The sequence below is a fragment of the Coprococcus comes ATCC 27758 genome (genome assembly GCF_025149785.1).
GTDB lineage: Bacteria > Bacillota > Clostridia > Lachnospirales > Lachnospiraceae > Allocoprococcus > Allocoprococcus comes.
Window position 1 is genome coordinate 3,076,933 of the sequence record NZ_CP102277.1, and the last position, 25,327, is coordinate 3,102,259.

Below are 25,327 nucleotides of genomic sequence, written 5' to 3' on the forward strand. Positions count from 1 at the left end.
TCATCATATTCTATAAATAAAAAAGATTGGGTGAACATTATGAAAGAAAAACTGATGCGTTTTATGTATGGAAGGTACGGAGTAGATACCTTCGGCAAATTTCTCTTATGGAGCGGCGTAATTCTGATGCTGATCACAAGCATCTTCCATTTTCGTATTTTTTATGTAATTGGGTGGGCATTCGTGATATACTCTTACTATCGCATGTTTTCACGTCAGACCTACAAGCGTGCACTGGAAAACCAGAAATTTCTCCAGCACACTTCAAAGATCCGTGGATTTTTTGCAAAACAGAAGTATATGGCAGCGCAGCGCAAGACACACCACATTTACAAGTGTCCAAACTGCAAGCAGAAGATCCGTGTCCCAAAGGGAAAAGGTAAAATTGAGATCCGCTGTCCAAAATGCCAGACTACTTTTATCAAAAAAAGCTAACGATCAGGAGAATAATCAATTATGCAGGATCCTTACTCAATACTCGGCGTTTCACGGGATGCTTCCGACGAGGATATCAAGAAAGCCTACCGCAAATTAAGCCGTATTTATCATCCGGATGCCAATATCAACAATCCAAATAAAGATCAGGCAGAAGCCAAATTCAAAGAAATCCAACAGGCTTACCAGCAGATTATGAAAGAAAAAGAAATGGGTGCCTCCGGATATACCGGAACAGGCTCCGGAGGTTATGGCGATGCCGGAAGCGGATACGGAGGTTTTGGCGGTTTTGGTCCATTCGGCGGTTTCTACGGTCAGTATACCAATCAGAATCAGCAGACAACCGAGACAGAAGAAGATATTCATCTGCGTGCCGCCGCCAATTATCTGAACAGTGGTCATTATAAAGAAGCTTTAAATGTCCTTTCAGGAATCAAAGACCGTTCTGCCAGATGGTACTATTACAGCTCTATCGCCAATTCCGGCATGGGCAATAATGTCCTCGCCCTGGAGCACGCCAAAGAAGCTCTTCGTCTGGAGCCGTCCAACTATCAATATCAGTCTCTTGTCAGCCGTCTTGAAAATGGTGGAAGCTGGTATCGTACACAACAGACAATGTATGGCGGTACACCAACGATCAACAATGATTTCTGCGTGAAGCTCTGCATTGCCAACATCATGTGCAATCTCTGCTGTGGCGGCGGTGGATTCTTCTGCGGTTCTCCTTATACATACCACTAAATGACAGGAGGAAATACTATATGTTAGATTATCTTGTTGTCTATGACAGTGAGACAGGAAATACAAAAAAAATAGCAACAGAAATTTTTGCATCCCTTCCGGGGATGTCCAAAGATCTGATAAATCTTCATGAACGTACCGATTTCCCAGAAGCCAAAATTTATTTTGTTGGTTTCTGTGTTCACCGCGGAACCTGCCGCCTCGAGATTGGCAACTTCCTTTCCGGTCTGTCGGACAAATCCGTTGCTCTCTTTGGAACCTGCGGTGCCGGAAACAGCCCGGAATACTACAAAGAGATCGCATCCAGCGTCCGGATCTGGCTTGAAGATGACAATCACTATCTCGGTTCTTTTATCTGCCAGGGGAAAATGCCGCTTGCTGTCCGTCAAAAATATGAATCCTTGCTGAACACACCAAAAGATTGCGATTGCCAGCAAATCCGAAGGCAATTACAGAATTTTGACGAAGCAATGATTCATCCGACACGCACAGACCTTGAAAATGCGGCTCTTTTTGCTACCGAATGTATAGAAAAAGTTAAGTCCTTGTAAAAAAAGTGTAAAAAAATATCGTTTCAGTCTACCTATGGAAACTTTCTTGTTATATAATAAGAGTGTCGTATAGCGTCACTTTGTGTGATCTGCATGCAGACTTTTCATATTTAAAGTAGCTGTACGATATTTTTTTTGCGACAAAATGTAAACTAATGCTTAAAGAAAAGGAAAACAAAATTATGGGAATTACAATGGTTTTGTCATTGCTCAGTGGGGTAGCCCTGTTTTTATACGGTATGTCACTGATGGGCGACAGTCTGAAGAAAGTTGCCGGCAATAAGCTTGAACTTATTTTATACAGGCTGACCAATACTCCTCTGAAAGGACTTCTGCTCGGTACTGTCGTAACCGCTATCATTCAGTCATCCTCTGCAACGACAGTTATGGTAGTCGGATTTGTAAACTCTGGTATGATGAAGGTCGCACAGGCAATTGGTATCATCATGGGTGCCAACATCGGAACCAGTATCACCGGATGGATCCTATGTCTCTCCTACATTGATGGTTCCAGCGGAATCGCGCAGCTTTTATCAACCGCTACAATTTCTGCAATCGTAGCAATCATCGGAATTATTTTCCGTACATTTATCAAGAAAAAACCGTATTCTGATATCGGTGACATCATGCTTGGCTTTGCGATCCTGATGATCGGAATGCAGACCATGAGCGGTGCTGTCTCTCCTCTGAAAGAGAATCCGCATTTCGTCAGACTTCTGACCATGTTCACGAATCCATTTATGGGAATCCTTGTCGGGATCGTATTTACAGCAGTTTTGCAGAGTGCTTCTGCTTCTGTAGGTATCCTCCAGGCACTGTCCATTACCGGATCGATCACCTTTGCAGCTGCACTTCCGATCACAATGGGTATCGGCGTTGGCGCCGCATGTCCGGTTCTTCTTTCCTCAATCGGAACGAACAAGAACGGAAAGCGTACTGCTCTGATCTATCTGCTGAACGATTTATTTGGTATGATTTTCTGGTCCATCGTATTCTATTCTGTAAATGCCATCGTGCATTTCCCATTTATGGGTGAAATTATGTCACCTTTCCGTGTGGCACTTTTGAATACGGTATTCCGGCTTCTGACGATCCTTGTTCTTGCTCCATTTATCGGCAAGATTGAAAAGCTTGTCTTCTTCCTTATTAAAGATACCGATGAAGACAACGAAGAGCAGGCAGATTTCGATCTTCTTGAGGAACGTTTCCTCAATTATCCGCCACTGGCAATCACACAGAGCCAGCTTGCAGTCAACGGAATGGCAAAGAAAGCATACAAAAATATCCGTCGCGCCCTTGCACTGCTGAAAGATTTTTCAGATAATAAGTTCAACAAAATTCAGGAAAAGGAAAATCTGATCGACAAATACGAAGATAAACTGGGAACCTATCTGATGCAGCTCAATATGCACGACCTGACACCGGAACAGTCCAAACAGACCGCCAAGTTTCTTCATACGATCAGTGATTTTGAACGTCTGGGTGACCATGCAGTCAATATTTCCCGTGTTGCACAGGAACTTCATGAAAAATCACGTATTTTTTCAGATGCAGCCAAATACGAGCTTCATGTTCTTGAATCCGCATTAAAAGAGCTCCTTGATCTCACGATCAATTCATTTGTAGATGAAGACCTTGTAAATGCTGCCAAAGTAGAACCGCTTCGCGAACTGATCGGTATTTTATGCAACGATTTGAAAATGCGTCATATTAAAAGGCTCCGTAACGGGCAGTGTGATCTGAACACCGGATTTGCATTTAACGATCTGCTCACCAACTATGATCGTATTGCAGCCCACTGTTCTAACATTGCCGTTGCAATCCTGGAACTGGATTCTTCCAATTTCGATATGCACGAATACACTAAGAGTGTACGGAAATTGAAAGACAACAATTATGTATCCACCTTTGATTATTACGAGCAGAAATATAATATCAACGGTTATCAGCCGGAAGCGGAACAGGATACAAAAGCAGCCGCCAAAAACCCGGTCAAAGCTGTTGAAGCCAAAAAATAATCTTACAACGAGAAAGGAATCTGCTGTAATGTCTTCTTTAAATATTTCATCGCAGGCGCACATTGCCAGTCAGTCCGTCATCCTAGGTGATGTCACTATCGGTGCTGACTCAAGCGTATTCTATTACGCAGTCGTCCGTGGCGACGAGGCATCGATCACGATTGGCAGGCGCAGCAATATCCAGGATAACAGTACCGTCCATGTAGATTACGGTTTTCCGACCGTTATCGGTGATGATGTCACTGTTGGTCACAACTGTGTGATCCACGGCTGTACAATTGGTGACGCGTCTCTAATCGGGATGGGAAGTACGATTTTAAACGGTGCAAAGATTGGAAAGCATTGCCTGATCGGTGCCGGAAGTCTGGTTACTCAGAACACAGTTATTCCGGATGGAATGCTGGTTATCGGAAGCCCGGCAAAAGTAAAAAGACCTCTTACTGAGGAAGAGATCCAGTCAATTTATAAAAATGCTGCAGATTATGTTACATTATCGGCTGCGCAGTTTGAATAGAATATCAAATCTGAAATATGTACACTATTAAAAAAGGTATCGAAAATCATTTATGTTTGATTTTCGATACCTTTTTTATCTACTACAACACTTTATTTTTCATCCACGATCTGGAACACATAGAATTTAAGATAATACGATTCTTCTGCAGACCACAGAATCGGATGATCCGGTGCCTGTGTCCGGTATTCTACCTGTCTGATCCTCTTATGCACATTCTGCGCTGCCTGGTGGATCGTCTTCGTAAAAAGCTCATAATCCATAAAATGCGAGCAGGAACAGGTTGCCAGATATCCGCCTGGTTTTACCAGCTTCATTCCGCGCATATTGATCTCACGATATCCCTTTGTCGCATTCTTGATCGTCTTACGGGATTTGGTAAATGCAGGTGGATCCAGGATTACCACATCATACTGCTTTCCTTCTTCTTCCAGCTTTGGAAGCAGGTCAAATACATCTGCACAGACAAATTCAACTCTATCCTCTAATCCATTGAGTCTTGCGTTCTCTCTTGCCTGTTCTATGCCAAGTTCTGAAGCATCTACACCTGTCACATGCTTTGCCCCTGCAATCCCTGCATTCAGCGCAAAAGAGCCTGTGTGCGTGAAGCAGTCCAGCACCTCTGCATCCTTGCAAAGTCTCTGGATTGCCAGACGATTGTATTTCTGATCCAGGAAAAATCCTGTCTTCTGTCCGTCTTTGACATCAACCATATATCTGACACCATTTTCCACAATCTCAACTTTGGTATCAAATTCTTCACCGATAAAGCCTTTGACTCTCTCCATTCCTTCATTCTGACGAACCTTTGCATCGCTTCGTTCATACACGCCACGGATCGTAATTCCATCTTCTGAAAGTACCTCTTTCAGAATGTCCACGATTTCTTCTTTCATCCGGTCAATTCCGAGTGCAAGAGACTCTACAACCAACACATCTGAGAATTTATCGATCACCAGTCCGGGAAGAAAATCCGCTTCCCCGAAAATCACACGGCAGCTTGATGTATCTACTGTCTTTTTCCGGTATTCCCACGCATCTCTCACCCGCATTTCCAGAAATGCATGATCGATCTCCTGATCCTGCTTTCTTGTCATCATACGGATCCGGATCTTAGAATTCATATTGATAAATCCTCTTCCCATTCCGTACCCGTCAAAATCATGGACGATCACAATATCACCATTCTCAAATTCTCCCATAATCGAATCAATTTCATTATCGAATATCCAGGCGCCGCCTGATTTCAGCAGACGTCCCTCACCCTTTTTCAATGTCACTATAGCCTGACGCATCTTTTCTCCTTCCACATACTCTTACGTATTCTTCTTCAAATATTATCCACGGAGTCCTGCAATAATCCGACCTGGATAGAGCAGAAGATCCAGTCCATCCTGCATAGATCTGACACAGAGATCCGCATTTTTCAATAATTTCCCATAGACCCCTTCCCGGTCCATAACAGCGATGGAAAGCGCCGCCTCTTTCAGCATCCACTCATCGTTTCTGCCATTACCGATTGCCACACAGCGTTTTGCACCGGTTGCTTTTACCAATTCCCTTTTATACTCCTTTGCATTACCTGTCGGAAATGTCTCCAGGATCACCGGAAGCCCTTCGCACTGCGCTTTCGCATTTCCATGCGTATCTGCAGTCAGTACATAAATTCGGAACTGCTCTGAAAGTGCGATAAGACGTTCCTTCACACTCGGCGGGATCACGCCGTCCACAGCTATCGTCCCGTTCATATCTAAAAATATCGTATCAAGTTCTAATGTTTTATATTCCGGAATAACCAGTTTCATAGGAACTCCTTTCCTGCCATCTGGCATGTTGCTTTTTTTATTATAATACATATTTCATACAGACTCCACATATTTTGTAACAACTGATTTATCTGATAAAGAGGAGGATTGTAAATATGAAACCAGTTGTTGGAATCTTATGCTGTGGCTTCGACGGCAAAAACCAGTTTGTAACCGATACCTATGTGCGGGCAGTCCGCATTTCCGGAGGAATCCCCCTGCTGATACCGATTCTTCCTCAGGATTTCCCGATCAATTCTTATCTTGACATATGCGATGGATTTCTGCTCCCCGGAGGAGGTGATTTTACACCGTTTCTCTTCAATGAAGATCCACTTCCAGGTGTAGGACAGACCAATCTTTCTGTAGATCTTTTCCAGATTCATTTTGCAGAGGAAATCTTAAAACGTCATCTTCCGGTAATCGGCATCTGCCGGGGTATGCAGGTGCTCAACGCCGCCTGTGGCGGAAGTATCTACCAGGATCTTTCCTGTCAGCCCGGAGATCCTTTTCTGCATATGCAGACCTCACAGAACCGCAGCGATATGTGGCACCAGATTTTCATCGCCAAAGACAGCCATCTTCATGAACTGACCGGAGACACTCTGTATACCAATAGTTTCCACCATCAGTCCGTTCATCTGCTCGGAAAAAATGTCCATGCATGTGCACACACTTCTGATGGCACAGTTGAGGCAATTGAAATCGAAGGACAGCCTTTTGCACTTGGCGTTCAGTGGCATCCGGAATCCATGTTTTTTACTTCTCCATGTATGCGGGAATTGTTTTCGCTTTTCGTCCGGTCGATGCTTCCCGGAACAGATTAAATCCCTTTTGTCGGGCTGCAGACTCTGCTGTCTGCGGTCCCTTCAGAATATATGTATACTATGTTCACAAACGTTCATAATTCTTTCAAATTATAAACACACTTTTTTCACAAGATACGAGTATACTAATAATTGTCAAAAGGAAATAAACCTTTTCACATAATAAAATTTTTCTTTTTCATAAACGCCGATATTCGGGAAACCGGATATCGGCTCTCCTCATTTTCAGGGGTTATTTCAGATATTCCAGAAGTCCTCGCAGGTCTGGAACGACATGATCTGCCATCTTTTTGACCTCTTCGTCTGCAGGTGTCAGATCCGGAACCATCGTCACATGGCAGCCCGCCTGGTAAGCCGCATTTACCCCGTTCGGTGAATCTTCGACCGCCATGCACTCTTCAGGCTTCCGCCCGATCTTCTCACAGGCATAGAGATACACATCCGGTCTCGGTTTTCCCAATTTCACCATAGATGCACTGATGATTTCATCAAACAGCTCTTTAAATCCGACCATTTCCAGATAACGCACAGCCCTGTCTTCCGCTGTAGCCGTCACGACTGCCGTCTGATAACCACGTCTTTTCAGCTCCTTGATCGTCTCTTCCACATACGGTTTCTTCTCAATTCCGAAACGCGCAATATGATCACTCATCAGCTCCTGTCTGCGCCGTCTGAGCTCATCGTATGGGAAATCCTCTCCAAAAATTCCCTTCATCTGCTCTCTTGCAAATACGGATGCACAGCTGCGGAATTTGTATGCCGTTTCCAGATCCAGCCGGTATCCTGCCTCCCGCATTGCCTTTTGTTTGTATACTGTCAGATATTTCTCTGTATCGATCAGGATGCCATCCATATCAAAAAGTACTGCTTTCATCTTGTCCTCCTGTAGTATATTTCATTTTGTAAAAACAATTACTTTCTATATCATACCATTCCCTTCAGGAAGAAAAAAGACGGAGATTTTATTCTCCGCCTTTTGAATGTTTGCTTATATCTATTTTGTATTTTCTGTGCTGCCGGTACTTCCTGTACTGTTTGAACCGCTTTTGCTGCTGTCAGATGAAGTACTTTTCACCTGCTTGCAGTTGTCTGCTACCCAGTCTTCTACGATATCCAGTCTTGCTGTCTTCTCCAGATTCTCCAGGTTTCCAGCATCTTCCAGTGCTTTTTTGAGTGCATCTACATCTTCGTATCCGTAAGCCTTTGCATACTCCTTATACTTCTTCTCAAGTGTCTTATCTGACACATCGATCTTTGCTTTCTCAATGATCAGATCTGCCGCAAGGTTGGCCTTTACCTGATCCTTTGCAGCCTGGGTTGCCTTTGAATTAAAAGTTTCCTCATCCATATTCATATACTGTTTAAGGAAATCTGCAAAATCAAGGTTATAATAAGATGCCATATTCTTATACTGTGTCTTGATCGAACTGATCATATTCTTCAGATCCTTCTTCGGATACTTGTTCACAGTTGTGTTCTCAAGTACTGCTTTCCATGCATTTTCCTTGATTGTATTCTGCTGGTTTTCTTTGCCGTTTTTTTTCAGAGATTTTTTAATTTCCTTTTTGTACTCTTCCACCGTCTTGGAAGTATCAGAAACACTCTGTACAAATTCATCTGTAAGTTCCGGTACATCGGTCTGGCTGATTCCCTTCAGTGTAACGGTAAATACGACTGCCTGACCTGCAAGATCTTCATTTCCATAGTTCTCCGGGAAAGTCAGATCCAGATCAAAAGTATCGCCAATATTGTGTCCGACAACGCCATCCTCAAATCCGTCAATAAACTGACCACTTCCTAATGTAAGCTGTGCATCTGTCGCTGTTCCACCATCAAATGCCACACCATCTTTCTTTCCTTCGTAGTCAATCGTTACCGTATCTCCGGTTTGTGCTGCACGGTCTGTAACTTCTGTTGTAGTTGATTTAGACTGAAGTACACTGTTGATCTGTGCTTCTACATCATTATCCGATACCGCATCCGCATCTACTTTATCAATCTCCACACCTTTATATTTTGTAATCGTAACATAATCATTGGAAATCTCACCGGAGCATCCGGTAAGAAATAATGACAATGCACAGATACCTGCTGCCAGTACTGCTAATTTCTTTTTCATTTTCTTTTACACCTCTTATATCTTCATTCTCTCTGACTGTCCAAATCACCCACATCAGAGCGCTACATATGATTATAACACATAATCCGTCATTGAAAAGGGATTTCCCAAAATTCACATTTATTTCAGATTTTCCATTACTTTCAAAAAGCCGCCAAAAACTTCAAATTACTTGCACTTGTCTACAAACAATGCTACAATAAGCTATGTGTAAATATGATTTGAGGAGGAAAACCCGTGAGTAAGATAACGATCGTATTACTGGTAATTCTTGCCGTACTGCTTATCGCCCTGGTTGTTCTGTATTTCCTCGGTAAGAAAGCGCAGAAAAAGCAGGCAGAACAGGAAGAGATGATTGCAGCTGCTGCACAGCAGGTCAACATCCTGGTTATCGACAAAGGTAAGATGAAGCTTAAAGATGCCGGTTTCCCGTCAGTTGTTCTTGAGAATACACCTAAGTATCTTCGTCGTTCAAAGGTACCTGTAGTCAAGGCAAAAGTCGGACCAAAGATCATGACTCTGATGTGTGATGCAAGCATCTATGATCTTATTCCAGTCAAAAAAGAAGTAAAAGCAACCGTAAGCGGTATTTACATCACTGCAGTAAAAGGAGTCAGAGGTTCTCTTGAGACTCCACCTAAGAAAAAAGGATTCTGGGCAAGACTGCGGAACAAGTAACAAAAAAGGGTAAATGATTCTGAGCTGATTGAATCATTTACCCTTTTTGTTTTATTTTCCTGAAATTGCTTCCTCTGCCTGTGCTTTCGGTCTTATGCTCATTGCGATCCGGCAGTCTGCCGTCGCTTCATGATTCACATCAAGCCCGTACTCCACAGCAATATCAATTCGCTCATCATCCACATTCACATCCAGCTTCCGTGTATGAATTCCAACATGAAGCTGCCCATACGGTGTATCATAATATGTGACATTCATCTGATTCTTCTCAAATACCATATGTGCATTCGTAATTCCGCTCTTCATGATCTCCATCGAATCTTCACCGGTGATCTTGATCTTATTCTTAACCACCCCCGGAATCCCTTCCATTACTTCATCATAAAGAATATAATGCTTTCCGTTCTTCCAGTAATAGCTCGCCGGAGTGATCACTTCGATCGGCTCATTCTCTTCATTTTCTTCCGGATCTGCAAATACCATATCATGCAGTCCGGAAATCGTCAATAATACATCCTGTGTCATACACGTCATCCAATCTGTCTGTTATTAGATGGCAAGCTGTTTTGCGATATCGTACTGGTACTCCGGAATTCCTTTCTGCATTGCCAGTGCTTCGTTGATATCGAAGTCAATATACTCGCCATGTTTGTATCCTACTACACGGTTTGTTTTTCCTTCAAGAAGAAGATCTACAGCAAGAGATCCCATGATAGATGCATAAACTCTGTCTTTTGCTGTCGGGCTTCCTCCACGCTGCATATGACCAAGAATAGTAGCACGTGTCTCCATACCCGTCTCTTTTTCGATTCTCTTTGCCATATTCATAGAATCACCGATACCTTCGGCATTGATGATAATGTAATGCTTTTTACCGCGTTTTCTGCTTTCTTTGATGTCTGCAATGATCTTTGCTTCATCGTAGTCATGTTCCTCAGGAAGAAGAATCTTCTCTGCTCCATTGGCAATACCACACCACAGTGCAAGGTATCCCGCATCACGTCCCATAACTTCGATAATACTACATCTTTCATGTGATGTAGATGTATCACGTACTTTGTCAATTGCTTCCATCGCTGTATTAACCGCTGTATCGAATCCGATTGTGTATTCTGTACATGCGATATCAAGATCGATCGTTCCCGGAAGTCCGATTGTATTTACTCCAAAATCAGATAATTTCTGTGCTCCCTTGAAGGAACCGTCTCCTCCGATAACTACCAGACCGTCAATTCCATATTTCTTACAGATTGCTGCTGCTTTCTGCTGTCCTTCTGGTGTACGCATTTCCTCGCAACGGGCTGTCAGAAGAATCGTTCCACCTCTCTGGATCGTGTCTGATACATCTCTGGCACTTAAATCAATAATTTCCTCGTTAAGAAGTCCTGAATAACCTCTTCTGATTCCTCTTACCTTCAGTCCTTTTCCCAATGCGGTTCTTACAACTGCACGGATTGCAGCGTTCATTCCCGGTGCGTCTCCACCACTGGTCAATACGCCGATAGTTCTGATTACTTTTTCTGCCATGATATGTCTCCTCCGTCTCTTCTACTTTGTAACTTTACTATCCTTTTGCTTAATTTATCTCAATCCACACGTTATTGTATAATATTCACCCCTTCATTTCAATGGGTTTTTCTATTACTTTTACACAATCTTCTCCAAAATAATTCGTCAATCTGCTCAAAATTCCAGGTTCTACCTGGATATTTGCGTTTTTAGGCAGTCTTTTTACCGCTCTCTCCGCTTTGCAGAAGATTACAACCTGGTCCTCACCCTCACTTTCCGCGAGCATCCGGAACAGATTCTGCTCATCTTGAAGGTAACTCTGTTTGTCGGCATACTGGATCCACAGTTCTTTTTTCGTCATATCAAACGGAATCACCTCTTCACAGATCAGCTTACTTGCATTATCATCTTCTTCCGATACACGTCCCCGCACAAATACTTTGCTGTCCTCCTGCAGATACTGCTGGCTTTTCTCATAGCTCTGCGGGAAAATGACAACCTCTACCGTTCCAAGAAGATCCTCTACGGTAATAAATGCCATCGTTTGATTCTTCTTTGTATATTTGATCATCTTCGATGTGATCATACCACCGATGATCTCCCTTGACCCGTCACGTACTTTTGTCCGTCCGGTCTCTTCATCAAGCTGAAAATCCAATGTCGTTGCGGAAATACTCTTGCGCCATTTCTCTTCATATTCTTCCAATGGATGTCCGCTGATATACACGCCGAGTACTTCTTTTTCAAATGCAAGCATCGTTTCCTTCTGGTATTCTCCCACATCCGGAAGCGTGACCTCAAATTCTTTTTTCTGTTCGTCATCTACAATATCAAAGAGCGACATCTGTCCGGCAAGCGAATTTTTCTTGTTCTGTGCTACCTGATCCATGATCTGTACATAAATGATCATAAACTGCTTTCTGGTCCCTTTCAGACTGTCAAATGCGCCGGATTTGATAAAGTTTTCTACCGCACGTTTATTGACTTCCTTACCGGAAAGCCGTTCCAGAAAATCCTTCAGATCACGAAACGTGCCATGCTCTTCTCTGTCCCGGATGATCTGCTCGATCACCGGTCTTCCAACCCCCTTGATCGCCGCAAGTCCGTAACGGATATTACCGTTATCTACAGAAAAATCACCAACCCCACGATTGATATCCGGCGGCAGGATAGAAATTCCCATCTGTCGGCAAGTGTAAATGTATTCGGCAACCTTTCCCGGATTGTCGATGACAGAAGTCATAAGCGCTGCCATATATTCTACCGGATAATAATATTTCAGATACGCTGTCTGGTATGAGACAACCGCATACGCTGCCGCATGTGATTTGTTGAACGCATACTTTGCAAAATCGATCATTTCATCATAGATCTTATTCGCAACCTTTTCATCGATTCCATTTTTGACACAACCCGGAATGCCTTCTTCTTCATTACCATATACAAAATTCTGACGCTCTCTCTGCATCACGTCGCCCTTTTTCTTACTCATGGCACGGCGTACAAGGTCGCTTCGCCCAAGTGAATATCCGGCAAGGTCACGCACAATCTGCATAACCTGTTCCTGGTATACAATGCAGCCATAGGTCGGTGCCAGGATCGGCTTTAACTGCGGGCATTCGTAAGTAATCAGCTCCGGATGGTTCTTTCCTTTGATATACTGTGGAATGAAATCCATCGGACCTGGCCGGTAAAGAGAAATTCCGGCGATAATATCTTCCAGACTCTGTGGACGAAGTTCCTTCATGAAGCTCTTCATCCCTGCACTTTCTATCTGGAAAATGCCGTCCGTCTTGCCGGTTCCGATATAGTCAAGCACTGCTTTATCATTATAATTTAATTTTTCTGTTACCAGCTTCACACCGGTACTTTTTTCAACCAGTCTGATCGCATCCTGGATGACGGTCAGGGTACGAAGTCCAAGGAAATCCATTTTCAGAAGTCCCAGTTCTTCCAGCGTGGTCATGGTAAACTGTGTGACTACATTGTTGTCCGCTCCAAGTGCCAGCGGAACATATTCATCCACATCCTTCTGGCTGATCACGACTCCCGCGGCATGCATGGATGTATGCCGTGGCAGACCTTCCAGTCTCTTTGACATATCGATCAGCTCTTTTACCTGTGGGTCTTCATCATAGAGCTTCTTCAGCTCATGGTTCATCTTCAGGGATTTATCCAGTGTAATATTCAGTTCTTTCGGAATCATCTTTGCAATTGAATCCACAAAAGCATACGGAAGATCCATAACTCTTCCCACATCCCGCAGCACCCCGCGCGCCTGCAGTGTACCAAAGGTTACGATCTGCACTACCCGGTCTTTGCCGTATTTACGCACAACATAATCAATGACTTCCTGCCTTCTTTCAAAGCAGAAGTCCACGTCGATATCGGGCATGGACACACGTTCCGGATTCAGAAAACGCTCGAACAGCAGCTGATACCGGATCGGATCGATATTGGTGATCGCAAGTGTGTACGCCACAATGCTTCCTGCCGCAGATCCACGCCCAGGTCCAACCATGATTCCGTTGCTTTTTGCAAAATGAATGAAATCCCATACAATAAGGAAGTAATCCACGTAACCCATGCTTTTGATAACGCCCAATTCATAATTCAGGCGCTCCACAAGGGCTGGATCCGGGTCTTCTCCATATCGTCTTTTTAGTCCGTCAAAACAGAGCTTATTCAAATATTCCCATGAGGTAAATCCTTCCGGCACATCGAATTTCGGAAGCTTTGTCACACCAAATTCAATCTCTACATGGCATCTGTCTGCAATCTTCTGTGTATTTTCCAGCGCCTCCGGTGCATATGGGAAAAGTGCTGCCATCTCTTCTTTGGACTTCACGTAGTACTGTCCGCCTTCATAGCGCATCCGATCCTCGTCTGCGAGCTTTTTCCCTGTCTGAAGGCAAAGCAGGATATCATGTGGCTTTTCATCTTCTGCGTAAGTATAATGCACGTCATTTGTCGCCACAAGGTCGATTCCAATCTCCTGCGACAGACGCATCAACTGCTGGTTAACGGTGCGCTGTTCCGGGATCCCATGATCCTGCAGTTCCAGGAAAAAGTTGCCTTTCCCAAAAATCTGTTCATAATGAAGCGCAGCTTTTTTTCCTTCTTCATACATCCCTCTCGCCAGGTTTCTCTGTACCTCTCCGGCAAGACATGCACTGAGGGCAATGATTCCTTCGTGATAGGTCTCCAGAAGCTCATAATCTACTCTTGGCTTATAATAGTAACCTTCCGTAAATGCACGTGACACGATCTTCATCAGATTGGCGTATCCTGTATTATTCTCGGCAAGAAGTACCAGGTGATAATATCGGTCCTCATCGCGTCCTACGGCTGTTTTATCGAATCTGGATCCCGGTGCCACATAGACTTCACATCCCAGTACAGGATTGATTCCTGCCGCTCTTGCGGCTCTGTAGAAGTCAATGACGCCATACATGACACCGTGGTCTGTGATCGCAGCCGCTGTCATCCCCAGTTCTTTGACTCTGGCAACATATTCTTTAATTTTATTCGAACCGTCCAGAAGGCTGTATTCCGTGTGGACGTGCAAATGCGCAAAATTCATATTGTGTTCGCTCCTTTTCTCTGTGTTCCATTTTAGCAGAAATGAGGGGGATTTCCAACTGGTGGGGGGAAAATTTTATAGGTTGGTGGGCGGCGGATTTCCAAATATATATACTCCGGTTCCCCTCGGCAAAACATTCCGATGAACCCCTGAAAGCGGGAATCGTGTTCAGCAAAGGCTTCCACGATTCCTGGGTTTCATCTCCATTACCTCGAAGGGAACCGGAGTATATATATTTGGAAATCCGCCTGTTCAACGGTATCGAATGATTTTCTGGATGTGTTGGAATCTGCAGGAAGAGAATTGATGGAAACACAGATTATACTTACCTGCGCTGTACCACTCATACTCTATGCAAGTGTAAGCCTGTTAAGTTTCTTCTGGTTTACACCTATAACTTTGAGTGCCAGCCTTAGTTCTAACGCAAAAATACCACCGCATTGATATTTTTTCTCCCATGCGGTGGTTTCTTTTCTTACTCCACTGCCTTTACCGCAGCAGACATTTTTTCTTCATTTTGTTTTGAAAAATACAGTTTTGTTTCCCCAATGATCACTTTTCTAAGTGCAATGATTGCGATCAGGTTTGGAATGATCATCAGCGCATTCGTGATATCTGCCAGGAGCCAGATTGGTTCCAGCGATAAAAACGGTGCCAGTGCAATCGCTGCAATGTAGATGATCTTATATGGTTTGATCCATTTTGTTGTGCCAGTCAGATAAACCAGGCAGCGTTCTCCGTAATAATTCCATCCCAGAATAGTGGTAAATGCAAAGAACATAATTCCTACTGCGATCAGATGCATGCCTATATTGTGTGGCAGACACATGTTATAAGCAGCTGTAACAAGTGTGCTTCCGTTCATATCCGAACTGTCCATCAGCCCGCTGCTGATGATAACTAGTCCTGTCATGGAACAGGTCAGAATCGTAGTAACAAACACACTTGTCATGGAAAGAAGGCCCTGTCTTACACCGGAATTCGTCTTCGCCGCTGCTGCCACGATCGGTGAACTTCCAAGTCCTGCCTCATTTGTATAGACACCTCTGGCAATCCCGGTTCTCATAACCGTCATAAACGTAATGACACCTGTTCCTGCAGTTCCTCCGATTACCGATTCTTTTGCAAATGCACAGGTAAAAATGGTCTTAAAAGCATCCGGTACTGCCGCCCGGTTGATCACCAGCGCCACTACCGAGCCTCCAAGAAAAGTAAGCGCCATAATCGGCACCACAATTTCAGCAACCTTTGAAATACTTTTAATTCCTCCGATCGTTACAACCGCAGTAAGCACTGTTATGATGACTCCTGCTACAATGATCGGTATATGGAATGTCACATTGACAGATTCTGTGATCGCATTTACCTGCGGAAACGTTCCGCAGCCAAATAATGCTGTACATATGCCAAACACAGAAAAGGCTTTTGCAAGCCAGATAAATCTCTCTCCCATACCATTTTGGATATAAAACATCGGTCCGCCGGCCATCTGGTTATTCTCGTCCGTCACTCGGTATTTTACCGCTAAAAGACTTTCTGAATATTTCGTCACCATACCAAGTATGGCTGAAATCCACATCCAGAATAACGATCCCGGTCCACCAATTCGAAGCGCCGTTGCAACTCCAACAATACTTCCCGTTCCTATGTCTGCTGCCATCGTTGTACATAGAGTCGCAAATGCCGATACATCTCCTTCTCCGCTTCCGGTCCCACTTTCTTTTTCAAAAATGGCCCTTACTGCACGTGGAAATTTTGTGATCTGCAGTCCTCTCAATTTAATCGTAAAGTAAAGCCCTGTACCGATCAACAGCAACAATGTCGGAGGTCCCCATACATAACTTTGGATAGTCGTCAGCATCCCCATTAAATTACTCATTTCACTTCTCCTTCGCCTCTGTTATTGTTTTCCATCCATATTCTATTTTTACGATAATCTTTTCCCCACTAGATTTTTTTCTTCACCTTCTTAATCAACTTGTTTTTTGAAAAAGCTCTCTCCGTTCATAAAATTGTTCATTTTTCTTATTTCCGCTTCGACTTTCTTTATGCATATTATACATAACATTTCTGCCCGTGACAAATCAATTCTTTTTCTTTATAATAGAATTTCTTAATATATAATGAACGTCCATTTTCATTAAGCGACATGAAATTATATTTCCAATAAAATTTTACAAAAAAACACCGCCGCATCAGCTTCATTCTGACACAGCGGTACTTTTTTCTTTCATAAAACTAGTGAGTAGTTCCCATAACCTCTTTTACATCTTCTGTATTATTCACTACAGCTTCAACACAATACTCCAGAGACTTTGCGATTGTCTCAAGCGGCATACTTGCCATTCCGTTCGCCTTATCTACAACCTGATCGCAAGCATATGGTACATGGATAAATCCGGCACGGATGTTAGTGTATTTGGTTGCACACATATGCAGTACATTGTACATTACACAGTTGCATACGTAGGTTCCTGCCGTGAAAGATACATGGCATGGAAGTCCGTGAGCACGTACATTCTGAACCATTGCATTTACCGGAATTGTTGCAAAGTATCCGGTTGGACCGTCTGCCTGAAGTGGCTCATCAAGTGGCTGGTCACCTGCATTGTCCGGAATCCGGGCATCTGCAAGGTTGATTCCTACTTTTTCTACAGTGACGCAGGAACGTCCGCCTGCCTGACCTACATTGATCACTATATCCGGGTTATGTTCTTTGATTGCCGCTTCAACTGCCGGTGCACTTTTCTTGAATTCTGTAGGGATCTCTACATATACGATCTCTGCCCCCGCAATTGTTGACGGAAGAAGCTTGATTGCCTCGAATGCCGGGTTTACGCTTTCTCCTCCAAATGGATCAAATCCTGTTAATAAAACCTTCATGTTAATTTCCTCCTTTATATCTCTTAGTATAACACAGGCTCCGGGATAATAACCTTCCCCTGCTGCATAATCTGTCGGTTGTCCGTGTAGATATCCGGTTCCATACATACCAGATCAAAATGCCCTTTGGCGTTCTGAATACCTCCAAGAGCAATATTACGCCCAAGTCCTACATGGAATGTCCCATAAGCAGATTCATCTTCAATATAGCAGTTTCCAAGGCATTGTGAGCATGAATTAAGCCCGATTCCGAGTTCCCCCGCAATATAGATCCGGGGATCCTGATAATCTTCCATGTATTTTTTCAACCGAATACCGGTCGGAGTCTCTTCAATCTCCGTAATCCGTCCGCCTTTAAATAAAATCCTTGTCGGTTCCTCTGCGCGACCAATATATCCCAGAGAACCGTCAAGCACCATCACACCTTCTGTCTTTGTCTCCTCGATCGGGACATAGACCTCAATACTGGAAGAAGAATATCCCTTTCCATCCTTTAGAACTCCGTTAAAAAATCCCGGATCTCTGCCCACTTTGTAGAACATCATATCCGTTCCTGCCGGAGTTGTCACACGGACTTTTTCTGAATACTTGAGATATTTGATAAATGCCTTTGCCATCAGTCGGCTCTTCTTCGTATCCATCGTCAGAAAATCGTATTCCAGAAAAGATCTTCCGTCATTGGTTGCCAGTGGCAAGGACAGAAATTTCTTGTGTCTTTGTATCGCACGCTTTGCAGCTTTCGTTGTCACCAGCGAATACTCTGTCGCCGCGATAATTGCCGTATAAGGATCAAAAACTGCTTCATTATCATCAAAAAAGATTCCCACATGGCGCCCCTTGTTCTCGACAAGCAGTGTATTCACTGACCGTGCTTTTCCGGAAGCCTCTTTTTCCATCGCTTTTGCTTCTGCAAGATATTCCTTCGATGTCACGATCAGTACTTTGTCCCACGCCCTTACTTTTACCCATTCGTGAATAATGATCCGGGCACCCCGTTCCATATTCGGTGTCATATGTCCCTCTTCTTTCTCCATACCAAAACTAGAATAAGCTTACGAATTCTAAGGCCATTATTTTCTGCCTTTCCAGTGAAATAATGACCTTAGCTACTTATGTCTTATTTACTTTAATACTATCATATAACAGATCTGGAACACAAGCATAAAAATTGCAACCAGAACCTGATTTTTGATAGCGCCCCAGCGGTCCTTCATGTTCAAGATCGCAACCGGCAGGATGTTGAAGTTCGCTGCCATCGGTGTAAGCAGAGTTCCACAGTATCCACATGTAAGTGCGAGCATACCGATCACCACCGGATTAGCACCGTAAGCAAGAACGAACGGTGCACCGATACCAACTGTCATAACGGTGATAGCTGCGAATGCATTTCCCATGATCATGGTAAAGAGTACCATACCGATTGCATAAACGATGATCCCGATATTTACATTTCCCTTTGGAACAATCTTTTCAACAAGCTGTGCGATTACATCGCCAACTCCTGCAGCGGTAAATACACCTCCAAGACATCCAAGCAGCTGTGGCAGCATACTGAGAGGTCCTGTGATTCCAAGGAATCTTTCAGAATCATTCAAAAAGACTGCCGGTTTATTCTGTTTTGCATCGAATGCCATCAGTAAGATCATAGCTACAATCACACCAACGGTAATTGCGACCATAGAACTCATATTACTGAATAATGCAAAGAACAGGGAGCATACCGCTACGGAGAATGCCGGGACAAATATCTTCATTCCGATCTTCTTAAACTGCTGTTCTGTGTGTTCCTTTGTCGGATTATCTGTTTTTCCGATTTTTACTTTCTTGAAGATTGGCGGCAGGCACATGATCAGAACAAGCGCACCAGAAACCTTTGCCGGGAGCCATGAACCAAATCCACAAACGATACCGAAAGAGCACCAGAAAACAGCGGTTCCGACTCTTGACGGATTCTCTTTATCCAGCAGGTTCTTGATTCCTGCGTAAATCGTGATCAATCCGATAATTACCCATACTACATTCAGTCCGATTGCATTAAACGAATCGCCGACCTGTATAAATTTTAAATTACTCATCTGTCTTCCTCCCTCTATTTCTTAGTATCTGTTGATTTTCCATAGTATTTCTTCATCAGTTTGTTATCTTTCACAATAACAAATGCGCAGGAAACAACAAGTGCAACTAATGCTACCGGGATTTCAGCTGCTGCAAGGTCGATCAGTTCTACTTCGTATCCAAGACCTGCAAGTGTTGTCTGTACAAGGATTCCGCCGGCACCACCTACGAACAGTACCTGGAAGAAGAACCATGTGAAGTTCTGCATAGCAACAGCAAGTCCTTTTGCTTCTTCTACGTGATCTTCATTTGCTTTTCCTTCTTTATTGCTGATCGCACCTTCGATCATCGGAAGCAGTACCGGACGGATAAATCCGGCAACTCCACCGAAGCTGACATTGAATGCTCCAAACAGAGCATTCAGCATACCATATACAGCAACAAGCTTACCTGCTGTCGCACTTTTTACTTTACGGATCAGGTTTGCCGCTGCTTCACGCAGACCGTTTCTTTCCAGTGTACCTGTAACCAGCAGGATCATGATAAAGATTGCCATACTTCTGTTCGCTACAAAGTTTGTACCGATTGTTTCCAGAAGTCCGCCCACTCCAAGTCCTCCAACAATCCCTGTCGCGATAAGGGCCAGGAAAATAATGAGGATTGAATCCAGTTTCAGCGCGAATCCAACGATTACGATTAACACGCCAAGTAATTTGATGAGTTCCATACCTAACTCCTCCTTTAGAAAAGTATTAAAAAGTTATTTATTTTTTCCAGTCACTTTGACAATCATCGGACGCTGTCTTATGTAACTGGTCAAAATCTGTCCATCCTGCTCTTCCAGATGACATTCCATCACATGCACTGCTTCCATCAACATCCGGATAGTCGCCTCGTCATGTGCCACATGAGCCCTTGCACACAAATTCAGGTATTCACCCTGTGCGGTCTCATCTGCAACCTCGCTGGTATAAGCAACCGTTGTGATCCACGGAAAACGGATCGACGGATAACGATGGTTTGGATCTGCCGCGAACGGGATCCAGTAGTTGATCATTTCTTTATAATAGTTTGCCGGGAACAATTTCGGCATCCATGCATGTGCATATTTTTCAAACTGAGCACTCCATTCACGGTTCAATTCTCTCATCTCCGGATACTCGGCAATCTTGTCTGCTATCACATCTTCCATTACCTTATTGACCGGGTAATTGTCCTTGTACTCTGGATTGGTCACATACCAGAAATAACCATAAAGCAGAGATCTCGGAAGCCAGAAGCCTTTGTAAGACGGGGAGGTATAACCCGAAAACTGCTGCTCCCATTCATGGCTCGGTACTCCGTGATTGTCCACGATCATATCCGGGACATACCGGTCATAAATACGGGTTAATCCCATCGCCTCGCTGTGGATCGTATCCTGCTGGAAATGTTCATAGTAGAACTCTTTTCCAAGCGAATTAAATCTTGCCACATGGAATTTCCAGTTTGGATGCTCTTTCTGCAATTCATAATGGATTGCCGCACCATCCACATTTTCCATCGGAACGATCACCAGATTCAGTTTATCCGGTAAATCTTTGTAAACATCTTCTGTCAGCAGCTTCTTGATCAGGATAAATGCTGCATTTGTCGAAGATACTTCATTTGCATGATGTCTTGCATTGATCATCTCGCCAGGAATTCTTGATATACGCTTCGTCATGGACAGATATCCTTCGTATTCCGGTTTGATCCATACTGCATAGAGTTCACGTCCTGTATAAGATACCGCAGTCCGGAACACTTCGATTCCAGGAACCTGCTTCAGTTCTTCGATAATCTCACGGTAAGTATCATATCCGATCAGTTCATGCTCATGCAGGTCAATCTCTTCAATCCGTTTCGTCTTTGGTTTTTCTTCTCTTTCCGGTGTAAGTGCTGCATACTGTATCTCGCCCTGCTCACTTTCAAACAAAAGCTTCGTACCTGCAACAACACTTTCACACTCTGCCAGTACACCCTTTGACCACAATGTTGAGTAAGTGTGTAATACATTAGATTGTACACCATTTGTGCGGATATGGAAAGTAAAATTATCATTTTCCCATGAAATGGCACGGATCCATGCATCTGCTTCTTCCCGTTTTCTCTGTAAAAGAACCGCTTTTCCATCTTTTACAATGCATGCTTCTTCTTTTAACGGCTCGGTCAGTGTCACCTTAAATACCGGTCTGCCTTCTTTTTCATGGATCACCGGAAGGATCAGTCCCGGCGCATCCAGCATGACATCTGCTTTCTTCACACCGTAATTTTTAAAATAGTCACTTCCGACAAAATACATATCTTCATGCAAAGCATCCAGTGAAGAGATCAGATCCTCTCTTGATCCGGTCGCATAGTCCGGTTCACTTGCGGTCACGTCCAGACGCAGTTCATGGAAGAACGGCTGCAGGTCTGCGGAAATCTTTCCGCCTGTCTTTTCCTCAATATATCGTCTGCAATCCGGAAGAACTTCCTTCTGGTAAACATCCCAGATCTCTTCCATATCGGTACGGACGGTCTGATAAAATACTTCCTGTCCGTCAATCTCTGCTTTTACATAACCGGTTGCCGGATGAACCTTTCCCATCTGCGGATATTCATCCATATATGGTCTTTCCGACCAGACTGCTTTGTAAGTATCCTCACAGCAGACCTTTTCGTCCTTGATCCCCTTGCAGAGATAAGTGATATCTTCTTCGCCTTCATAAGCTTTGAAAATGACTTTATCTCTTTCAATTCCAAGCTCTTTTACCAGAATATCTTCTACCGGATACAGTTCCTGCAGATAGCGGATCGGAAGATCATACCACTTGTCCGGAGTGTCTGCATTCAGATTGTGATAGGACGGGGTTGCACCGTTCTCATCCAGCCAGTCTGTCTGGCCTTCCGGCAGGAACGGTTTGAAATAAATCTCAACCTGATCTGCCTGCGCTTCCTTCATCACCGGAAGCATCTCTTCAACGATCCAGGAATATCCCTGTTTGTATGCACAGATAACGGAGGTATCCTCCGGCTTGGCACCTAACATCTGGATTCTGTCTTCGATTTTTTCTTTTATCTTCTGGCGTACTTTTATATTTTCACTTACCGCACCGGTAATCTTTACCTTGCTTCCCTTCCTGATCTGCGGATAAACCTTTTCTTCCAGAAGTTTTTCAAAAACTTCCACTTCCCACGGAAGCTCATACACCTTCTCGTACATCTTCTGTCCGGATTTGTAATTATATACCTTTGCATCCCCGGCTTCTTTTTTCTGTGTATCATTCCAGAGCGGAGATCCGTATACTTCGTATTCTCCTGTCTGCTCTTTCTGCATCGCTTTCAAAGCTGCAAGCTGGCCATCTGCGCCGCGCAGTACAAAGTCATCCACCATATCCATCAGCAGGTCTTTCCAGCTTCTCTGACCATTGATCTGTGGAAATTCCATACAGAGACGGGAGGTAAATGCGATTAGTTCCTCTCCGTCACCGCGAAGAGATACTTTTACACTTTCTCCTTCTTTTTCCCGTACAAGCTCTGTCTGCTCTGCTTTTTCCAGAACGAGCCGGTTGCCTGTATAAGCTGCATCTGCCGTAATAGTTCCTTTATATCCGGTTGTCTCCATACCAAAACGCCATGCCAGGTTACATGCTGCAACGAGCATCGCATCATCTGCATCCTCCGGAAGTACAATCTTCACATCCAACACATCCGGAAGAAGATCCTGATTCTCGTCTTTCAGGAAATCCCCTTTCTGAAGCATCGTCTCCAGCCCTTTTTCCTTACGGAAATCCAGATCAAAGATCGGACCTGTATGCTTTGATGCTGATTCGTACTCTTCCGGTGTTCCCCCTGTACTCTTTTTCCACAGGGCTTTCAACTCTTCCATATTCTCCGGCACCGGAATCTCACCGTCCGCTGTGATCACCGGAAATGTAGCTGTCTCTGTCTGAAATCCCAGAAGTAGTGCTGCTTCAACCGCATAACGCTTCTGTTCTCCTGTCATGCCGGCTGCAAGTTTTAATTTTTCCATCTTACACCTCCAAAAGCACTGTAGTTCGTTTTCGTACTACGGTCTAAAAAGATACTGTATTCCGAACTACGTTCTGCTTTTTATACCCTTCATTCTACTAAAGTGTTCAAATAAAGTCAACCATATTATCCTTATATGGACATTTTCAATAAAATGTATGCAGAAACAAAACATTGCACTCTCCACATCCCTGTGTTACAATAGCTTCAATACTTTTAAGAAGGCAGGAACGATCAATTATGACAACGCACGGCAAACGACATGCAAAACAGGACATCATGGATGCAGCATGGAAGCTGTTCACAGAACAGGGCTATGACGAAACTACGATCGCGCAGATCATCGAACTCTCCGGTAATTCCCGCAGCACCTTTTACCACCATTTTCGTGGAAAAGATGAACTTCTCTTCAGCCTCGCCTATTCCTACGACAGTGACTATGATAGCTGGCTTCAGACCTGCGACCGGACGCTTCCAGCCGCCGATCTGCTGCTCGCCTTCAACCATTTTGTGCTGAATAACCTGGAGCACTCACCATATATGGATCTCTTTGCGCCCCTCTACGGTCTTCAGGTAGCTACTACCGGAACCAGACATATTTTAAACCCGGATCGTAATTATTATAAGATCCTGCGCAAGATCCTTTTCGACGGGATCAAATGTGGAGAACTAAAGTCAGACTACTCCTACGTCGAGCTCTCCCAGATGATCACCTCTGCCCAGATCGGTCTCACCTACTCCTGGTGTCTCACCCAGAGAAGCTTCTCCCTGCTTCAATACGGTGAATCCCTCCTGACACCATTTATTGAATCATTACGCGTCAACTAACCTAACCCACCCTCAATATAAATACCCTCTCGCATATACCAGGAAACTATCTCTCTATAGTTTCCTGAATTTTTATGTTTAGCAGCCGCCAGGTCTGCGCCCAAAGTCTTGAGGGCGGATTTAGAAAAAGAATAGGTGTGAAGGCACTTATTGTGCAATGGAGATGAGACTCAAAAATTGTGGAAGCCTTTGCTGACACAATTTTCGTTCTCAGAGGCTCATCGGAATGCCCTGCACAATGGACTTCACACCTATTCTTTTTCTAAATCCGCCACACAACCTCCCCCTCGCAGACCGTCTCTCTCCACAATCGAGTAGGCTGACTCCTACTCGATTTGTATACTTTGTACACCATCTCGCTTAACAGCTCGATGATGTACATTCGCCAAATGCAGATCCTTGTGCAAGCACAAATCTGCACTTGGCTCATCGTATACACAAAAAAGCAGGAACCAAATCACTTTGATTCCTGCTTCTCACTATTCCTGGTATTTATATAAATTAGCCATTGATCATGAAGTTAACCAGTTTATCGATGTCTTCTTTTTCGTATGCAATGATTTCCAATTCCGGAATCTCTCCGTTAGAGAAAATATTTGCCATAGAAACATACTGAGAAAGTTTAGATTTCAGATTCAGTCTGTCGCCTTCTCCTGTTACAAGTTCTACTTTTCCTTTGCAGCTGTCTACTACTTCAAAAAACTTATCAATGTTTGTAATATTCTGTACCTTCATGATGTACACTC

At 43.8% G+C, this 25,327-nt stretch carries 22 protein-coding genes; 8 read left to right on the forward strand and 14 right to left on the reverse strand.

What is annotated here, in order from left to right; all coding sequences use genetic code 11:
- Positions 1 to 39 precede the first annotated feature (39 nt).
- The 5 genes from NQ556_RS15085 (at position 40) to NQ556_RS15105 (ending at position 4,259) form a co-directional block, all read left to right on the forward strand.
- Positions 40 to 435 carry a zinc ribbon domain-containing protein gene (locus tag NQ556_RS15085; RefSeq protein WP_022221103.1) on the forward strand — a complete coding sequence of 132 codons (396 nt, stop codon included), beginning with the start codon at positions 40 to 42 and terminating at the stop codon, positions 433 to 435.
- Positions 436 to 456: 21 nt separating this feature from the next.
- Complete coding sequence (locus NQ556_RS15090) at positions 457 to 1,176, forward strand: J domain-containing protein (protein WP_008368920.1); 720 nt, start codon at positions 457 to 459, stop codon at positions 1,174 to 1,176.
- Positions 1,177 to 1,196: 20 nt separating this feature from the next.
- Positions 1,197 to 1,727 carry a flavodoxin family protein BilS gene (gene bilS / locus NQ556_RS15095; RefSeq protein ID WP_022221104.1) on the forward strand — a complete coding sequence of 177 codons (531 nt, stop codon included), beginning with the start codon at positions 1,197 to 1,199 and terminating at the stop codon, positions 1,725 to 1,727.
- Positions 1,728 to 1,909: 182 nt separating this feature from the next.
- Positions 1,910 to 3,745, forward strand: a complete 1,836-nt coding sequence (locus tag NQ556_RS15100; RefSeq protein ID WP_022221105.1) for a Na/Pi cotransporter family protein — start codon at positions 1,910 to 1,912, stop codon at positions 3,743 to 3,745.
- A gap of 28 nt (positions 3,746 to 3,773) precedes the next feature.
- On the forward strand, positions 3,774 to 4,259 hold the full coding sequence (locus NQ556_RS15105) for a gamma carbonic anhydrase family protein (RefSeq protein WP_022221106.1): 486 nt from the start codon (positions 3,774 to 3,776) through the stop codon (positions 4,257 to 4,259).
- 92 nt (positions 4,260 to 4,351) lie between these two features.
- Here the strand turns inward: NQ556_RS15105 and NQ556_RS15110 are convergent, their stop codons facing one another.
- Positions 4,352 to 5,554 (reverse strand): class I SAM-dependent rRNA methyltransferase, encoded by a 1,203-nt coding sequence (locus tag NQ556_RS15110; protein WP_022221107.1) that lies wholly within the window; start codon positions 5,552 to 5,554, stop codon positions 4,352 to 4,354.
- 42 nt (positions 5,555 to 5,596) lie between these two features.
- Entirely contained in the window at positions 5,597 to 6,064 is a 468-nt protein-coding gene (locus NQ556_RS15115) for an HAD family hydrolase (protein ID WP_022221108.1), read from the reverse strand.
- A gap of 116 nt (positions 6,065 to 6,180) precedes the next feature.
- Between NQ556_RS15115 and NQ556_RS15120 the strand changes: the two genes are divergently transcribed.
- Positions 6,181 to 6,891, forward strand: a complete 711-nt coding sequence (locus NQ556_RS15120; RefSeq protein WP_008368933.1) for a gamma-glutamyl-gamma-aminobutyrate hydrolase family protein — start codon at positions 6,181 to 6,183, stop codon at positions 6,889 to 6,891.
- A 232-nt stretch (positions 6,892 to 7,123) separates the two neighbouring features.
- Here the strand turns inward: NQ556_RS15120 and NQ556_RS15125 are convergent, their stop codons facing one another.
- Positions 7,124 to 7,765, reverse strand: a complete 642-nt coding sequence (locus NQ556_RS15125) for an HAD family hydrolase (protein ID WP_008368935.1) — start codon at positions 7,763 to 7,765, stop codon at positions 7,124 to 7,126.
- A gap of 120 nt (positions 7,766 to 7,885) precedes the next feature.
- Positions 7,886 to 9,010 (reverse strand): trigger factor, encoded by a 1,125-nt coding sequence (gene tig, locus NQ556_RS15130; RefSeq protein ID WP_022221109.1) that lies wholly within the window; start codon positions 9,008 to 9,010, stop codon positions 7,886 to 7,888.
- A 237-nt stretch (positions 9,011 to 9,247) separates the two neighbouring features.
- On the opposite strand from tig, the gene NQ556_RS15135 reads away from it, so the two are divergent.
- Positions 9,248 to 9,688 (forward strand): hypothetical protein, encoded by a 441-nt coding sequence (locus NQ556_RS15135; protein WP_022221110.1) that lies wholly within the window; start codon positions 9,248 to 9,250, stop codon positions 9,686 to 9,688.
- 51 nt (positions 9,689 to 9,739) lie between these two features.
- Here the strand turns inward: NQ556_RS15135 and NQ556_RS15140 are convergent, their stop codons facing one another.
- From NQ556_RS15140 to NQ556_RS15180, 9 genes are all read right to left on the reverse strand, one after another.
- Complete coding sequence (locus NQ556_RS15140; RefSeq protein ID WP_008368942.1) at positions 9,740 to 10,213, reverse strand: YwiB family protein; 474 nt, start codon at positions 10,211 to 10,213, stop codon at positions 9,740 to 9,742.
- Between the two features lie 24 nt (positions 10,214 to 10,237).
- A complete protein-coding gene (gene pfkA, locus NQ556_RS15145) occupies positions 10,238 to 11,215 on the reverse strand; it encodes a 6-phosphofructokinase (protein ID WP_008368944.1) in 978 nt (325 codons plus the stop codon).
- A gap of 85 nt (positions 11,216 to 11,300) precedes the next feature.
- The gene (locus NQ556_RS15150) at positions 11,301 to 14,780 is read right to left on the reverse strand and encodes a DNA polymerase III subunit alpha (protein WP_008368946.1); all 3,480 of its coding nucleotides are present in this window, start codon (positions 14,778 to 14,780) and stop codon (positions 11,301 to 11,303) included.
- Positions 14,781 to 15,255: 475 nt separating this feature from the next.
- A complete protein-coding gene (locus tag NQ556_RS15155; RefSeq protein WP_008368949.1) occupies positions 15,256 to 16,659 on the reverse strand; it encodes an alanine/glycine:cation symporter family protein in 1,404 nt (467 codons plus the stop codon).
- A 359-nt stretch (positions 16,660 to 17,018) separates the two neighbouring features.
- Positions 17,019 to 17,663 (reverse strand): pyroglutamyl-peptidase I, encoded by a 645-nt coding sequence (gene pcp / locus NQ556_RS15160; protein WP_008368953.1) that lies wholly within the window; start codon positions 17,661 to 17,663, stop codon positions 17,019 to 17,021.
- Between the two features lie 23 nt (positions 17,664 to 17,686).
- Complete coding sequence (locus tag NQ556_RS15165; protein ID WP_022221111.1) at positions 17,687 to 18,676, reverse strand: M29 family metallopeptidase; 990 nt, start codon at positions 18,674 to 18,676, stop codon at positions 17,687 to 17,689.
- A 108-nt stretch (positions 18,677 to 18,784) separates the two neighbouring features.
- The gene (locus NQ556_RS15170; RefSeq protein ID WP_008368959.1) at positions 18,785 to 19,738 is read right to left on the reverse strand and encodes a DUF979 domain-containing protein; all 954 of its coding nucleotides are present in this window, start codon (positions 19,736 to 19,738) and stop codon (positions 18,785 to 18,787) included.
- A gap of 14 nt (positions 19,739 to 19,752) precedes the next feature.
- Complete coding sequence (locus tag NQ556_RS15175) at positions 19,753 to 20,445, reverse strand: 5-oxoproline transporter, DUF969 family subunit (RefSeq protein WP_008368960.1); 693 nt, start codon at positions 20,443 to 20,445, stop codon at positions 19,753 to 19,755.
- Positions 20,446 to 20,478: 33 nt separating this feature from the next.
- Positions 20,479 to 23,754 carry a M14 family metallopeptidase gene (locus tag NQ556_RS15180; RefSeq protein ID WP_243257446.1) on the reverse strand — a complete coding sequence of 1,092 codons (3,276 nt, stop codon included), beginning with the start codon at positions 23,752 to 23,754 and terminating at the stop codon, positions 20,479 to 20,481.
- Positions 23,755 to 23,993: 239 nt separating this feature from the next.
- Between NQ556_RS15180 and NQ556_RS15185 the strand changes: the two genes are divergently transcribed.
- Entirely contained in the window at positions 23,994 to 24,581 is a 588-nt protein-coding gene (locus NQ556_RS15185; RefSeq protein WP_008368967.1) for a TetR/AcrR family transcriptional regulator, read from the forward strand.
- Positions 24,582 to 25,082: 501 nt separating this feature from the next.
- Here NQ556_RS15185 and NQ556_RS15190 read toward each other — a convergent pair.
- The gene (locus tag NQ556_RS15190; RefSeq protein ID WP_008368971.1) at positions 25,083 to 25,316 is read right to left on the reverse strand and encodes a hypothetical protein; all 234 of its coding nucleotides are present in this window, start codon (positions 25,314 to 25,316) and stop codon (positions 25,083 to 25,085) included.
- Positions 25,317 to 25,327 lie beyond the last annotated feature (11 nt).

Excerpts from the sequence above, each read along its gene's own strand:
- NQ556_RS15085 (WP_022221103.1), top strand. The coding sequence starts at position 40 with ATGAAAGAAAAACTGATGCGTTTTATGTATGGAAGGTACGGAGTAGAT.
- NQ556_RS15090 (WP_008368920.1), top strand. The coding sequence starts at position 457 with ATGCAGGATCCTTACTCAATACTCGGCGTTTCACGGGATGCTTCCGAC.
- bilS (WP_022221104.1), top strand. The coding sequence starts at position 1,197 with ATGTTAGATTATCTTGTTGTCTATGACAGTGAGACAGGAAATACAAAA.
- NQ556_RS15100 (WP_022221105.1), top strand. The coding sequence starts at position 1,910 with ATGGGAATTACAATGGTTTTGTCATTGCTCAGTGGGGTAGCCCTGTTT.
- NQ556_RS15105 (WP_022221106.1), top strand. The coding sequence starts at position 3,774 with ATGTCTTCTTTAAATATTTCATCGCAGGCGCACATTGCCAGTCAGTCC.
- NQ556_RS15110 (WP_022221107.1), bottom strand. The coding sequence starts at position 5,554 with ATGCGTCAGGCTATAGTGACATTGAAAAAGGGTGAGGGACGTCTGCTG.
- NQ556_RS15115 (WP_022221108.1), bottom strand. The coding sequence starts at position 6,064 with ATGAAACTGGTTATTCCGGAATATAAAACATTAGAACTTGATACGATA.
- NQ556_RS15120 (WP_008368933.1), top strand. The coding sequence starts at position 6,181 with ATGAAACCAGTTGTTGGAATCTTATGCTGTGGCTTCGACGGCAAAAAC.
- NQ556_RS15125 (WP_008368935.1), bottom strand. The coding sequence starts at position 7,765 with ATGAAAGCAGTACTTTTTGATATGGATGGCATCCTGATCGATACAGAG.
- tig (WP_022221109.1), bottom strand. The coding sequence starts at position 9,010 with ATGAAAAAGAAATTAGCAGTACTGGCAGCAGGTATCTGTGCATTGTCA.
- NQ556_RS15140 (WP_008368942.1), bottom strand. The coding sequence starts at position 10,213 with ATGACACAGGATGTATTATTGACGATTTCCGGACTGCATGATATGGTA.
- pfkA (WP_008368944.1), bottom strand. The coding sequence starts at position 11,215 with ATGGCAGAAAAAGTAATCAGAACTATCGGCGTATTGACCAGTGGTGGA.
- NQ556_RS15150 (WP_008368946.1), bottom strand. The coding sequence starts at position 14,780 with ATGAATTTTGCGCATTTGCACGTCCACACGGAATACAGCCTTCTGGAC.
- NQ556_RS15155 (WP_008368949.1), bottom strand. The coding sequence starts at position 16,659 with ATGAGTAATTTAATGGGGATGCTGACGACTATCCAAAGTTATGTATGG.
- pcp (WP_008368953.1), bottom strand. The coding sequence starts at position 17,663 with ATGAAGGTTTTATTAACAGGATTTGATCCATTTGGAGGAGAAAGCGTA.
- NQ556_RS15165 (WP_022221111.1), bottom strand. The coding sequence starts at position 18,676 with ATGACACCGAATATGGAACGGGGTGCCCGGATCATTATTCACGAATGG.
- NQ556_RS15170 (WP_008368959.1), bottom strand. The coding sequence starts at position 19,738 with ATGAGTAATTTAAAATTTATACAGGTCGGCGATTCGTTTAATGCAATC.
- NQ556_RS15175 (WP_008368960.1), bottom strand. The coding sequence starts at position 20,445 with ATGGAACTCATCAAATTACTTGGCGTGTTAATCGTAATCGTTGGATTC.
- NQ556_RS15180 (WP_243257446.1), bottom strand. The coding sequence starts at position 23,754 with ATGGAAAAATTAAAACTTGCAGCCGGCATGACAGGAGAACAGAAGCGT.
- NQ556_RS15185 (WP_008368967.1), top strand. The coding sequence starts at position 23,994 with ATGACAACGCACGGCAAACGACATGCAAAACAGGACATCATGGATGCA.
- NQ556_RS15190 (WP_008368971.1), bottom strand. The coding sequence starts at position 25,316 with ATGAAGGTACAGAATATTACAAACATTGATAAGTTTTTTGAAGTAGTA.